14 protein-coding genes are annotated in these 12,535 nt (G+C 64.7%); 11 read left to right on the forward strand and 3 right to left on the reverse strand.

The features are described from left to right. The 10 genes from EKA13_RS22990 to EKA13_RS23035 all read left to right on the forward strand — a co-directional run. On the forward strand, positions 1 to 547 hold a 547-nt coding region (locus tag EKA13_RS22990; RefSeq protein WP_065761518.1), incomplete at its 5' end, for a TIGR03752 family integrating conjugative element protein. Beyond that, a complete protein-coding gene (locus tag EKA13_RS22995) occupies positions 528 to 968 on the forward strand; it encodes a TIGR03751 family conjugal transfer lipoprotein (RefSeq protein ID WP_003158644.1) in 441 nt (146 codons plus the stop codon). The genes EKA13_RS22990 and EKA13_RS22995, both read left to right, overlap by 20 nt. Further along, positions 968 to 3,838, forward strand: coding sequence for a conjugative transfer ATPase (locus EKA13_RS23000; RefSeq protein WP_003158645.1), 2,871 nt, complete (start codon positions 968 to 970; stop codon positions 3,836 to 3,838). Before EKA13_RS22995 ends, EKA13_RS23000 begins: the two co-directional genes overlap by 1 nt. A gap of 15 nt (positions 3,839 to 3,853) precedes the next feature. Next, entirely contained in the window at positions 3,854 to 4,606 is a 753-nt protein-coding gene (locus EKA13_RS23005; protein ID WP_031299380.1) for a DsbA family protein, read from the forward strand. 186 nt (positions 4,607 to 4,792) lie between these two features. Next, entirely contained in the window at positions 4,793 to 5,287 is a 495-nt protein-coding gene (radC, locus tag EKA13_RS23010) for a RadC family protein (protein ID WP_003158647.1), read from the forward strand. Positions 5,288 to 5,430: 143 nt separating this feature from the next. Beyond that, on the forward strand, positions 5,431 to 5,877 hold the full coding sequence (locus tag EKA13_RS23015) for a TIGR03757 family integrating conjugative element protein (protein ID WP_003158648.1): 447 nt from the start codon (positions 5,431 to 5,433) through the stop codon (positions 5,875 to 5,877). After that, on the forward strand, positions 5,874 to 6,821 hold the full coding sequence (locus EKA13_RS23020) for a TIGR03756 family integrating conjugative element protein (protein ID WP_065761517.1): 948 nt from the start codon (positions 5,874 to 5,876) through the stop codon (positions 6,819 to 6,821). Before EKA13_RS23015 ends, EKA13_RS23020 begins: the two co-directional genes overlap by 4 nt. 27 nt (positions 6,822 to 6,848) lie before the next feature. Continuing rightward, positions 6,849 to 8,225, forward strand: a complete 1,377-nt coding sequence (locus EKA13_RS23025) for an integrating conjugative element protein (RefSeq protein WP_425311487.1) — start codon at positions 6,849 to 6,851, stop codon at positions 8,223 to 8,225. Continuing rightward, entirely contained in the window at positions 8,222 to 8,578 is a 357-nt protein-coding gene (locus EKA13_RS23030) for a hypothetical protein (RefSeq protein ID WP_009459645.1), read from the forward strand. Before EKA13_RS23025 ends, EKA13_RS23030 begins: the two co-directional genes overlap by 4 nt. Positions 8,579 to 8,593: 15 nt before the next feature. Beyond that, positions 8,594 to 10,114, forward strand: coding sequence for a conjugal transfer protein TraG N-terminal domain-containing protein (locus EKA13_RS23035; protein ID WP_019726345.1), 1,521 nt, complete (start codon positions 8,594 to 8,596; stop codon positions 10,112 to 10,114). An 11-nt stretch (positions 10,115 to 10,125) separates the two neighbouring features. Here EKA13_RS23035 and EKA13_RS23040 read toward each other — a convergent pair whose 3' ends face one another. From EKA13_RS23040 to EKA13_RS23050, 3 genes are all read right to left on the reverse strand, one after another. Beyond that, entirely contained in the window at positions 10,126 to 10,491 is a 366-nt protein-coding gene (locus EKA13_RS23040; protein ID WP_009459638.1) for a DUF3742 family protein, read from the reverse strand. 84 nt (positions 10,492 to 10,575) lie between these two features. Further along, entirely contained in the window at positions 10,576 to 11,208 is a 633-nt protein-coding gene (locus EKA13_RS23045; protein ID WP_009459636.1) for an RES family NAD+ phosphorylase, read from the reverse strand. A 12-nt stretch (positions 11,209 to 11,220) separates the two neighbouring features. Further along, positions 11,221 to 11,847: a hypothetical protein gene (locus EKA13_RS23050; RefSeq protein WP_009459635.1), complete on the reverse strand. Its 627-nt coding sequence runs from the start codon at positions 11,845 to 11,847 to the stop codon at positions 11,221 to 11,223. A gap of 316 nt (positions 11,848 to 12,163) precedes the next feature. On the opposite strand from EKA13_RS23050, the gene EKA13_RS23060 reads away from it, so the two are divergent. After that, on the forward strand, positions 12,164 to 12,535 hold a 372-nt coding region (locus tag EKA13_RS23060), incomplete at its 3' end, for a TraI domain-containing protein (protein WP_176717474.1).

Genomic DNA, 12,535 nt, shown 5'->3' on the forward strand with positions numbered 1-12,535 from the left:
CACGGCCTCGGGTGACTGGACGCTCTCTTGCGTGCGCGGCCAGGTGCGCAGCATCACCTTTGTGTTCCATGACGGGACCATTCGGACGATTCCCGAAGACCGCGAGGGCAACCAGCAGAACAACCAGCAGCGCGACGGCCTGGGCTGGATCAGCGACCCCTATGGCATTCCCTGCGTCAGCGGAGAGCGGCGCAGCAACGCCCAGCAGTACCTCGGCTCACAGGCGCTGATCACCGCGGCGGGTGCCGGCGTCGCCTCGCTCATCGACAGCGACAGCGGTCAGATGTCCTACGTGGGCGCCGATGGCTCCATCGGAAGCGTCGGCATCTCGGGCAACGAAGCCGTGGGCCGCATCCTGGCCGGCGGCGTTCGGGACATGGCCGATTGGGTGAACAAGTTGTACGGCCAGGCCTTCGCCGCCGTCTATGTCCAACCCGGCGCAAAGGTCGCCGTCCACCTCGAAAAGCCGCTCGCCATCGATTTCGATCCCGAAGGTCGCAAGGTCGATCACCGTGCAGGAGAAAGCCATGCTCTCGAACTTGAATAAGGGCCTGGCGCTGGCCCTTGCCGTCGCGGTGCTCGGCGGCTGCGCCACCAGCAAGGAAAAGCTGCTGCCCCACGGCGACAGCACGATGATGGACATCTGGCAGCAGAACGCCGGTGACGGCGGCGGTGGCGCCGGCCAGGTGGCACGCAGGCAATTGCTCGACGCGCGCCAGAGCCTGCGCCGGCCGCTGACCGAGATGGATGTACAGGCCGCGCCCGCCGAGCAGATGCGCTACACGCGCACAGCGCGCAACGAGGTCTATCGCCAGTTCCAGCGCCTGCCGAATCCCGACCTGGTGATGTACGTGTACCCGCACCTGGCAGGCACGGACCCGGTGCCCGTGCCGGGCTATACGACGGTTTTTCCCTTGTACCAGCGCGTGCAGTACGCCATGCCCGGCGAGCGCGTGGAGGACTACTGATGCGCTGGAAACTCCCCTGGCCGAAGCTGACTGCATCCGACGCAGACGATGACGAGCAGCCGGACGGCTGGCAGCGCCACGTCGAGGCCCTGCGTCAGGCCGGCATCCCCGAACCCGGCACGGCGGTCCATGGCCACAGGCCGGCGACCGTGGCCGACGAGCAGGCGCTGTACGACGTTGCGCCGTCGTTCGCGGAATTCCTGCCCTGGGTGGAGTTCCTGCCCCAGTCGAAGTCGATGCTGCTGGAAGACGGGCAATCGGTCGCGGCGTTCTACGAGCTGGTGCCGCTGGGCACCGAGGGCCGGGAACCCGGCTGGCTCGCGCATGCCCGCGACGCCTTGGAGAACGCGCTCCAGGACTCGTTCGATGAACTGGACGAGAACCCCTGGGTACTCCAGCTCTACGCCCAGGACGAACCCAGCTTCGACCAGTACATGCAGACCCTGCGCGACTACGTGCAGCCGCGCGCCCGCAATACGGCTTTCACCGAGTTCTACCTTCGCTTCTTCGGACACCACCTGCGCGCGGTAGCGAAGCCCGGCGGGCTGTTCGAGGACACGGTGGTCACACGGCTGCGCTGGCGCGGCCAGACGCGGCGCGTGCGCATGGTCGTCTATCGCCGGGCCACCGGGCAGGCGAACCGCCGCGGCCAGACGCCCGAGCAGATGCTGAACATCGTCTGCGATCGCTTGTGTGGCGGGCTGGCGAACGCCGGCATCCAGGCCCGGCGCATGGCCGCGGCCGACGTCCATGACTGGCTGCTGCGGTGGTTCAACCCGCGTCCCACGCTGCTCGGCCCTGGGATCGAGGACCGCGAACGCTTCTATGCGCTGGCACGCTACCCCGACGAGACAGAAGACGGCGAGATCGAGCTGGCGAGCGGGCGGGATTTCAGCCAGCGGCTTTTCTTCAGCCAGCCACGCTCGGACGCGGATCACGGCACCTGGCACTTCGACGGCATGCCGCATCGTGTGCTGGTCACTGACCGGCTGCGCATGCCGCCCGGCACGGGGCATTTGACTGGCGAAACCCGCAAAGGCGATGCGATCAATACGCTGTTCGATCAGATGCCCGAGGACACGACGATGTGTCTGACCATGGTGGCGACACCCCAGGACATCCTCGAATCGCACCTGAACCACCTGGCGAAGAAGGCAGTCGGCGAAACACTGGCATCGGAGCAGACGCTCAAGGATGTGCAGGAGGCCCGCTCGCTGATCGGCAGCGCGCACAAGCTGTACCGGGGAACACTGGCGTTCTATTTGCGCGGCCGGGATGAAGCCGAACTGGACCGGCGCGGCCTTGATCTGGCGAACGTGATGCTTAACGCCGGTTTGCAGCCCGTGCGCGAGGACGATGAAGTCGCGCCTTTGAACAGTTATCTGCGCTGGCTGCCGTGCTGCTACAACCCGAGCCAGGATCGACGGAACTGGTTCACCCAACTGATGTTCGCCCAGCACGTGGCGAACCTCTCACCGGCCTGGGGCCGCAGCCAGGGCACGGGCCATCCGGGCAATACGTTCTTCAATCGAGGCGGCGGGCCGATCACCTTTGACCCGCTCAACCGCCTGGATCGGCAGATGAACGCGCACCTGTTCCTGTTCGGCCCCACCGGCTCCGGCAAAAGCGCAACGCTCAACAACCTCTTGAACCAGGTCACGGCCATCTACCGGCCGCGCCTCTTCATCGTGGAAGCCGGCAACAGCTTCGGCTTGTTCAGCGATTTCGCCAAGCGCCTGGGCCTGACTGTGAACCGGGTCAAGCTGGCCCCCGGCTCGGGCATCAGCCTGGCGCCGTTCGCCGACGCGCGTCGGCTGATCGAAACGCCGAGCGACGTGCAGACGCTGGATGCCGATGTGCTGGACGAGGACATGCCACCCGATGCATCGGCCATGGAAGCGGACGAGCAGCGCGACGTACTCGGCGAGTTGGAAATCACCGCACGGCTGATGATCACCGGCGGCGAGGATAAAGAAGAGGCCCGGATGACGCGGGCCGATCGCTCGCTCATCCGCCAGTGCATCCTCGACGCCGCCGAGCATTGCGTGGCCGAGAAGCGCACGGTGCTCACGCGCGACGTGCGCAACGCGCTGCGCGAGCGCGGCCAGGACCCAACGCTGCCAGAGATGCGGCGCGTGCGGCTGCTGGAGATGGCAGATGCCATGGACATGTTCTGTCAAGGCACGGACGGCGAAATGTTCGACCGCGACGGTTCGCCGTGGCCCGAAGCCGACATCACCCTGGTCGATCTGGCGACCTATGCCCGCGAGGGCTACAACGCGCAGCTCTCCATTGCCTACATCAGCCTGATCAGCACGGTGAACAACATTGCCGAGCGCGATCAGTACCTGGGCCGCCCGATCATCAACGTCACCGACGAAGGACACATCATCACCAAGAACCCGCTGCTCGCCCCCTACGTGGTGAAGATCACCAAGATGTGGCGCAAGCTGGGGGCCTGGTTCTGGCTCGCCACACAAAACATCGACGACTTGCCGCGCGCTGCAGAGCCCATGCTCAACATGATCGAGTGGTGGATCTGCCTGTCGATGCCGCCCGATGAGGTGGAGAAGATCGCGCGGTTCCGCGAACTCTCGCCTGCGCAGAAGGCGCTGATGCTTTCCGCGCGCAAGGAAGCAGGGAAGTTCACCGAGGGCGTCATCCTCTCCAAGAGCCTTGAAGTGCTGTTTCGGGCCGTGCCACCGAGCCTCTATCTCGCGCTCGCGCAGACCGAACCCGAGGAAAAAGCCGAGCGTTACCAGCTCATGCAGCAACACGGCATCAGTGAACTCGACGCGGCCTTCAAGGTGGCCGAGAAGATCGACCAGGCGCGTGGCATCGAGTCGCCAGCCTTGGGCCTGCCGCAATAGCAGCCGGAGAATGCCGTGAAACCGAAACGTCCTTCCATTCCTATGCCGGTACAGGCGCTCCGCCATCGGCGCTGGCCCTGGTTCGTGGCGATTGGACTGATCACACTGCTGTTGATCTGGCTCGTGTCCCGCGCACCCAGTGAACCCGCGTTGCAGGCTCCCGCGCAGGTCAGCACCGCGCAGGTGGCCGGGCCTCCCTGGCAGATGGGCAACGCGCAGGGCCGTTTCACGCTGACGCTCTATGCCGACCTCGAATGTCCGTTCTGCCGAGCGTACTTCCCGCAGCTCAAGCGCTGGGTGGGTGCCAACGCGGACGTAGCTCTGCAATGGCACCACCAGCCGCTGGCCGCGCACGAACCGGCCGCCTCCGCCGAGGCACGCCTGGCCGAGTGCGCCGCCGAAAGTGGCGGGCATGCTGCGTTCTGGCAGGCCATTGAATGGATCTATGCGCACACACGTAGCGACGGCTTGGGCTTGCCCGAGGGTCTGCGCTATCCCGGCCTCAACCCAGCCGTCGAGCAGTGTTTGGCCAGCGAGCGACCGGATAGGGTGATTCGCGCTCAGGCCGAGGAAGCCACCAAGGGCGGCGTGACCGCGACGCCTTCGATTCGTCTGCAGGATCGCCAAACCGATCAGGCAGTCGTGTTGCAGGGGCCGATCGAAGGCGATGCACTGCTGTCGGCCATGGACATGCTGGTGGCTGAGGATGCCGCCGCTCCACCGACCACCGAAATGCCTGCCGACGTTGTCGGCGACATGCCCAGGTAGCCTGCGGTCTTTGAGGCTACGGCGCAGCACGCTGCGCTGACCGTCACCCGTTCGCCTCGCATCCTGGGCGCGAACGATCACCGCAGCAGCGGTGATGGATGCACCTTGTTCCGTTGTTCCATTCCCTGGAGGGCCTGCCCTCCAGGGGCATGTGCGCTCTCCGATTTCCCTGCCTGGAGGTTCGCCATGTCTGTCGTCATCAATGACTCCTGCCTGGAGTCGCTTTCCGATATTTCTATTCAGAACGAGGACTGGATCGTTCAGCAAGCCATCGTGTTGCTGGAGCGGCGGGTTTTCAAAGCAGGGCCACGTCTTGAGCGGCCCGCAGCGGTCAGGGACTACCTTCGTTTGAAGCTGGTCGCCGAGCCCAACGAAATATTCGTCGTCGTGTTCATGAACAGCATGCACGCCGTGCTGGCCGTGGAGCCGATGTTCCATGGAACGATCAATGCGACCTCGGTTTATCCACGTGTCGTGCTGCAGCGAGCGTTGCAACTGAACGCCGCTGCGGTCATCTTCGCGCATCAGCACCCCTCGGGCACCACCGAGCCATCCAATGCGGATCGGTTGCTGACCGAGCAGTTGAAGACGGCCTTGGCGCTTATCGACGTGCGGGTACTCGACCATTTCGTGATTGGTCAAGGCGCACCGTACTCGTTCGCCGAGTCTGGTCTTTTGTAATCACAGCGGAGGCTTCGGCCTCCGCTTTTTCCATGCGACAGCACCGAAAAGGTATGCGGGGTGCCCGCGATGCGCATTGTTTGTTGGGGCGACAGCGGGTTCGCGTTCGACTATGGCTCTGATCAACTTCCAGGGCACGCGACATGCCAGCATCTTTATTCCGCTTCGCATCCGGCTGGCGAACCCTTGGCCTGGCCGTTGCACTGCCGGCATCCTTGGCCGTTTTCAGCCCAGCCACCTTCGCCGCCGATGTGGTGGTCGTCACCGACAGCCGCCACCCGGTCAAGACTATGGGTGGAGAGCGGCTGATCGAGCTGGATGAAGGCCAGCGCATCGAAGCCGAGCTTTCCGCACAGCTGCCCGCCGATCCCGAGCAGGCCACGGCCATCGTCAAGCGCCGCCTGAACAACGGCGGTGCCGGCCTCCAGCGCCGCATCGCTTCCGCATACCAGGGCGTCGCCGACGCCTGGAGCCTGGGCGTCACCAGCATTCCGGCAGTCGTGGTGGATCAGCGTTACGTGGTCTATGGCGAGCCGGACGTGGCCCGTGCCGTCGCGCGCGTTGCGCAACACCGGAGGCCGCAGCCATGACCCGCCCCTTCGAGCGGATGCGCCTCCTGCGTGCTGGCGTGGCCTCAGTGCTGCTGCTCAGCGCCACGGGCAGCTACGCCCTCAACACCGCAACCATCGTTGGCTCAGTGGCATCGCCAGACTGCCTCGAATACCGCGTCGTCGGCATCTGCTACTGGCTCTACTGCACCTGGACGGGCTGCACGGTGCGCACGTCCATCAAAGTTCGCCACTACATCCCGGATGCGGTCGTCTCCAGCTACAGCAACACCGGCGAGAACCCCTGGGTCGAAGTTCGTCCGATGAGCACGCCCAACCCTTCGGCCCAGGCCGGCGGAGACGGCACCACCAACGAAGACCACGAAAACAATCTTGCGAAATTCAAGAACGCCGACGTGATCGGCCATCCCGGCGTCGAGGTGTTCAACCAGTTTGTTTCGTCCTCGGGCTACTTCTGCGAGGGCGCAGGAACGGCATTCATGCCGTATCTGCTCAGCACCTTGGACACGCTTGCCTGGCGCTACAACGTGCCCGAGATGGCCTACCCGGAGGCGCTGATTCCGGGCAGGCGCGAGGTCGGCGCGCGCACCACGCTGAACCTGTGGGGCAACGTGTATCCGCGCGGCGGCTTCCTGCACCAGGCCGACGACCACAAGGCTGGCGCCGTGGTGGCCCAGCGCGCCGGCGATGTCGTCACGCGCCGCGGGCAGATCCACGTCTACCAGCCGCTGCTCGCGAACGCCCGCGATGGCTACTGGCCTGCCGGCGCGCTGATGGAAGGCGATGCCTCGACCGGCAAGTGGCAGGAACTCACGCCCGTCCTGTCCTCGTCCTGCACGGTCTTCCCGCGCAGCGGCTTCCTGACCCAGGCCCAGCAAGGCGACTACGCCTGGGCGCTGTGGCGGCCTTATGCCTGCTGCGAACGCCGTGGACAGGTGTTCCTTGGAAGCGTTGATTTCCTTTGAGGTGCCGCGATGAAGCGTTTCGACTCTATGCAGTTCTCCCCTCCGGCTCGTGGCAAGAGGATCTGTTTGGCGCTCACCGGCGCGTTGGTTCTGGCAAGCGGCGTGGCCTGGGGCCAACTGGGCTACCAGACCAGCGGCAACGTCATCGGCGATGACGTCATGTACTCCATCGGCGGCGGCAGCGCCGTTTCGATGGGTCGCGCAGCCGGCATGCGCTCGCTCGGCGTGGGTGTCGGCTGGAACAGCAATCTGATCTGCGGTGACATGAGCATCCAGACCACGTTGAAAAATCAGCTCAACGGCGTGACCAATGGCTTTCAGCAGATCATGTCCTCGGTGATCCAGAGTGCTACGAGTGCTGTGGCCTCCCTGCCGGCGTTGATCATCCAACGGGCTGATCCGGGCCTCTACAACCTGCTCACCAACGGCGTTCTGCAAGCGCGGCTGGATTTCGACCGCTCGAAGCTGACGTGCCGCGCCATGGCCGAAAAGATGGCCGAAACGGCCGGCGGCCAGCTCGGCTGGAGCCAGATGGCAGAGGGGTTGGCACTGCGCGATGCTGTTTCGAGCACGGATGCCGTCTCGGCCGTCGAGCAAGCCGAGACGCGCCGTGGCAACGACGGCGTGCCTTGGGTCGGGGGAAGCAATGCCGGCGGCTCCGGTCAGCCCGCGATCAAGGTGGTCGGCGACGTCACCCGCGCGGGCTACAACCTGGTCAATGGCCGCGGTGTGACCGACACATCGGCAATCGCACCGGCAAGTTGCGCGAGCCTGTCGTGCCAGACCTGGACCACGCCGCAAGCGGCCGTCGAGTGGGCGACGCGGGTGCTCGGCGAGAAGGAGCAGCGCACCTGCGACGCCTGCACCAAGACGGAGACGGTGCCCGGCGTCGGGCTGACGCCGCTGATCCAGGATGAGTACGATGCCAAGCTGCAGGCGCTCCAGGACCTGGTCTCCAAGGCGAAGAACACGACGCCCGAAAACCTGCGCGAGGCCGGCAGCGCGTCGCTGCCCATCACACGCGGAGTGATCGAGGCACTGCGCGACGAGCCGGACCAGCACCTGCTGTCGCAGCGCCTGGCGTCCGAGGTTGCGCTGGCGTCGGTGCTGGAGAAAGCGCTACTGCTGCAACGCACGCTGCTGACCGGCAAGAAAGAGCCCAACGTGGCGGCCAACCAGCTCGCCGTGGAAGCTGTGAACCACGAGAGCGACACGCTCGATCGCGAGATCCGCAACCTCAAGACCGAGCTGGAGCTGCGCCGGGAGCTGGCAAACAATTCGCCCATGGCGATCATCCAGCGCCACGGCACGCGCGCGGCGGGCTCGCGTGGGATCTACGAAGGCGATCCGGTGCCTGACCGCCTCGATCAGTTGCAGAAGGGCAATCCGGGAGGCCGGCCATGAGCCCGATGCGTGCGGCCTGGCTGCGCCCGCGCTGGCTGTTCAGCCGGCGCGCAGCAAAGGCGCTGCTGTGGACGGTGGTACTCGCGGCCGTCGCCGTGTGCGCCAACATCGTTGGCATCTACCTCGTCGGAAGCGTCGCAGGCTGGGAGCGTTGGCTGGCGGCAGCAGCGGGCTACTTCCTGGTCTGGCGGCTGTGCCTGTACGGCGCGACGGCCTACGGCTGGGTCTGGATGCGTCGCCGACTGCTGGCGCGCGAGGACGACGCGCAAGCGCGGCGCCGCCTGGTGCGCAGCGAGATCGCCGGCGTCGTTGCCATCGTGGCGCTTGAAGCCAGCCTGTTGATGCAGGGCTGAGGGGAGATCCGAGCCATGACGCTTTTCGCGACCGACTACCTGGAGTACTACCTGACCCTGGTTTCCTGGATCGTCAACAACGGCATCTGGGCGGTACTGGTATCCAGCGGGGTATTCGCACTGCCCTTCGTGGCGATCATCGTGCAGGAATGGCTCAAGGCCCGTGGGGAGGGTGCAGACGAAGGCAATAAGGGCGTGCTCTCGGCCGCACGCATTGAGAACCGGGTGTTCGTCGCCATCGTGGTCGTGATGTTCGCCGGCATCCCCTTCATCGACGTGGACCTCAACACCATTCAGTACGACAGCTCGCGCTCGGCTCAATGCCAGGTCAGCGTGCCGCAGCCCACGGATACCGGCTGGTCCCAGTCCTTCAGCACCATCAACAACCAGAGTGCCAAGGTGCCGGTCTGGTGGGCATTCATGCACGCGCTCTCGCGCGCCGTCACCAGTGCCTCGGTGGCAGCGATCCCGTGCGGAACAGACCTGCGACAGATGCGCATGGAGATCGACGCTACCCGCATCAACGACCCGGTGCTGGCTCAGGAAGTGGCCGATTTCACACACGACTGCTACGGGCCAGCACGCGCTAAATTGTTCATGGCGCGACCGGAGCTGGACGAAGCTCAAATGAACGACGTGACATGGATCGGTTCGAGGTTTTTCACGGACACCGGCGGCTACTACGACAGCTACCGCTCCAGCACGGCGCGCGAGTCATGGCCCTATGACGACACTCGCGACGCAGGGCTTGCGCAGGTGGCCAGTGGCGGCGGCTACCCGACTTGCAGGCAGTGGTGGGCCGATGGCAGCAACGGCCTGCGAGCACGGCTGCTGAGCCAGGTGGACCCCAGCCTGTTGAATCGCTTGGCGGGCTGGGCCGGGTTCCTCAGCCGTACCGAGGTGGACGATTCGGTGGTCCGTACCATCGCGTCACCGCGACAGCAGAAGCTCAACCAGGGTTCGGTCTATACCGACTACGGCGGCCAGATCGACAAGACCCTGCCGAACATCGTGACGCGGGCCACGGGGGACGTAGGAATGGCGGTCGGGGCACTTGCCGCATTCCCTGCCATGGACGTGGTGCGCCAGGCGCTGCCCATGGTGCTTGCCTTGCTCAAGATGGCGCTGGTCATCTGCATCCCGCTCGTGCTGGTCGTCGGCACCTATGACCTGAAGACGGTCGTCACCGTCAGCGTCGTGCAGTTCGCGCTGTTCTTCACCGATTTCTGGTTCCAACTCGCTCGCTGGATCGACAGCACCATCCTCGATGCGCTCTATGGGTGGGGCTTCGGCTGGAACCGGCCGCACACTAACTTCGATCCGCTGGTGGGGTTGAACAATGCCTTTGGCGACCTGCTCCTGATGTTCGTCATGGGCACGATGTTCCTGGTCTTGCCGGGTTTTTGGCTTGCGAGCCTTACTTGGGTTGGGATTCGGGCTGGACACGTCATCCAAGGGCTTTCGGATGGCAGCAAGAGTGCCGGCCAAGCAGGCGGTAAGGGCGCTGGGGCCCTTACCGGAGGTAAGCTGAAGTAGCGCGGCGCCGGTCAGTCGTCGGTGTACAACTCGTGCGACGTATCGTTGTACAGGTTGGGATCGTAGCCCGGCGTCTTGCGCAGTTCGGTGAGGTCGGTGAAAGGCCACTCGTCTTCATCCGAGGTATTGGCAGCAGCAGCCCATCCCGCCACCACGACTCCCAACAACACGAGTGCGAACCAGAAGGCGACGTAGAGCAGCGCGCCCAGCACAGCCAGCTTGACCGCCCACAGCAGCACTGTGGCACCAACCGAAGGCACCCCTTTGACCATCAACCAATTCGATACCCGCCGTTCGCCACGCGCATAGGCACGCCATACACGGCCAAATGCGCGGCCGATACGTTCTGCGGTGCTGGTACGAGTTGTGGTGTTCATGGTCGTCTCCTGCTACTGAGGGATGTCTATTCCAGGGTGCTCCACTTCATTCCGTTTCAGGCTTCAATGTGTTTTCTCGCTGCTTCAGGACGCTTCGTCATCCGGTTCCACCGGGCCCGGGTCGGGTTCCACGCCGATGCGGTAGGTGGCAACGAAACGCGGCCAATCCACATGGTCAACCAGATCGATGTCCTCGATGACGCTGACCTTCGCTCCCGCACGCTCGAACAGGGCGATGCTCTTGGCGGGATAGTTGTTGCGCGACGGATAGAGCACTCCGTCGAACAGAGGTTGGCCGTCGTCGCCGACCATCGCATGCACCTGAGCGGACACCTGCTGCGTGTGCGTGTAGTCGCGGCTGGCCAACTGCTCCAGGTTCAGGCCAAAGTAGCCCGCCATGACGCTCGGTGCCGTGAGATCGGCCAGAAGCACGTCGGCCACCACCCCTACAGCGCGCACCATCCTGCCCTGGACTTCTTTCAATGCGATCGAGCGCTTCGCGTCATCAAGCCACTGATGCTTGTGAAACACCGACTCCATCAACGCCGTGGGCAGGTCGCGCCCCAGGTAGAGCACGCCGTAGGCTCGGGCCGGGTCGTCGTAGCGATTGGTGCTGCTGCGACCATAGTACAGCGGGCTGCCCCGATAGACGACGCGGCTCACATGCTGGAGCAGTTCACCGGCATCGATCAGAAAAGAAGGCAGCTCGTGGTTCATGGCAGTCTCGCTTCAATGCACCTGAACGCCCAGCACGTTAAACACGGCCTCGGCCACGGCGTCGATCGTGCCATGCGTCACCGCATCCACCGGCGAGCGACCGCCCAAGCCTTCGAGCGGTTCGGACAGTGCGCGGTAGATCGTCCAGTGATCGATACCCTCGACCTCCTGAAGCACGGTTTGGGTCAACTGCTGCTTTACCGGGTCGAGCTGCCAGTCGGGCAGCTTCTGACCGCGCGGCCCCACGTTCAGCGCCAGCAGCCGACGCGCGAGGATGTCCTTGTAGATCTGCTGGCGCGACTTGTCCGCCAGCTTGGCGAACTCCGCGGGCGGCAGGTTGTGCGGCTGGTTGAAGGTTTCCAGTAGCACCGCACGGCCTCGCTGGACGTCGGTTTCATTCGGTGCCCAGCGCGTGTCGGCGCGCAGCGCGGCCGCCTTGCGTGCAAGGGCCTGCCCAACGGTCTCCCCCTGCAAGTTGGCGGGCAGTGTTACCGCTTCCACGCGCTCGTGGACGAACGCCTGCAACTCGGCCGCGAAAGCCGTGGCATCCCGGATTTCGACGGTATCCGCGAAGCGGCGTACATCTTCCACCGTGACGCGCGGCAGACGGTCGGCAATGAATTCAATGGCAGTGGGCATGGTCATCTCCCAAGTAGGTTTGAGACAGGTTTCACTCTAGTCGCCTTTGTCGCGTTTGTCAACTTTGACGCCTAGAAAGCAACCTACCCGGCGGAAGCAGCGCCTTCGCAGCATAGACCGAGGCCAGCGCCTGGTCGCCGTCCAATGCATTCGAGCGGGTTCCACATTGACGGTGGAGCCGCGATCCAGGCCCCGCTATACCGAAACGGTTAAAGGCCAAAGGGTCGAAATGGCAAGGGAATGGGGTGCAAGGGGAAAGGCCCTACCTCGAAAAGGCCAAAAGGCCCCCCGCTCGGCCCACCACCAGGACACCCGCATGCTCTTTCTGTTCCAGCGGAAACGACCTCCGGTCGCTGCCGCTCCGTCGCCAGCGCCCGCCCTCGATCTCCCGAAAGGGCTGCTGCGGCCCGAGTCGGCCGCATCGCTGCTGGCCACGCCGCGCCGGCAGAAGCTGCTGGAACACATCTGGCAGCGCACATCGCTGTCGCGCAAGCAGTTCGCCATCCTCTATCGCGCTCCGCTGGAGTGCTACGCCGAGTTGGTCCAGCAGTTCCCTGCATCGGAGGCCCATCACCATGCGTACCCCGGCGGCATGCTCGACCATGGCCTGGAGATCGTCGCCTACAGCCTGAAGCTACGGCAGTCCCATCTGCTACCTATCGGCGCCAACCCCGAAGACCAAGCGGAG

Origin of the sequence: Pseudomonas defluvii (genome assembly GCF_001695625.1) — a bacterium.
Lineage (GTDB): Bacteria > Pseudomonadota > Gammaproteobacteria > Pseudomonadales > Pseudomonadaceae > Aquipseudomonas > Aquipseudomonas defluvii.

Bases quoted from the DNA above. Each gene is read 5' to 3' on its own strand.
- EKA13_RS22995 (WP_003158644.1), top strand. From the start codon at position 528: ATGCTCTCGAACTTGAATAAGGGCCTGGCGCTGGCCCTTGCCGTCGCG.
- EKA13_RS23000 (WP_003158645.1), top strand. From the start codon at position 968: ATGCGCTGGAAACTCCCCTGGCCGAAGCTGACTGCATCCGACGCAGAC.
- radC (WP_003158647.1), top strand. From the start codon at position 4,793: ATGTCTGTCGTCATCAATGACTCCTGCCTGGAGTCGCTTTCCGATATT.
- EKA13_RS23015 (WP_003158648.1), top strand. From the start codon at position 5,431: ATGCCAGCATCTTTATTCCGCTTCGCATCCGGCTGGCGAACCCTTGGC.
- EKA13_RS23020 (WP_065761517.1), top strand. From the start codon at position 5,874: ATGACCCGCCCCTTCGAGCGGATGCGCCTCCTGCGTGCTGGCGTGGCC.
- EKA13_RS23025 (WP_425311487.1), top strand. From the start codon at position 6,849: ATGCAGTTCTCCCCTCCGGCTCGTGGCAAGAGGATCTGTTTGGCGCTC.
- EKA13_RS23030 (WP_009459645.1), top strand. From the start codon at position 8,222: ATGAGCCCGATGCGTGCGGCCTGGCTGCGCCCGCGCTGGCTGTTCAGC.
- EKA13_RS23035 (WP_019726345.1), top strand. From the start codon at position 8,594: ATGACGCTTTTCGCGACCGACTACCTGGAGTACTACCTGACCCTGGTT.
- EKA13_RS23040 (WP_009459638.1), bottom strand. From the start codon at position 10,491: ATGAACACCACAACTCGTACCAGCACCGCAGAACGTATCGGCCGCGCA.
- EKA13_RS23045 (WP_009459636.1), bottom strand. From the start codon at position 11,208: ATGAACCACGAGCTGCCTTCTTTTCTGATCGATGCCGGTGAACTGCTC.
- EKA13_RS23050 (WP_009459635.1), bottom strand. From the start codon at position 11,847: ATGCCCACTGCCATTGAATTCATTGCCGACCGTCTGCCGCGCGTCACG.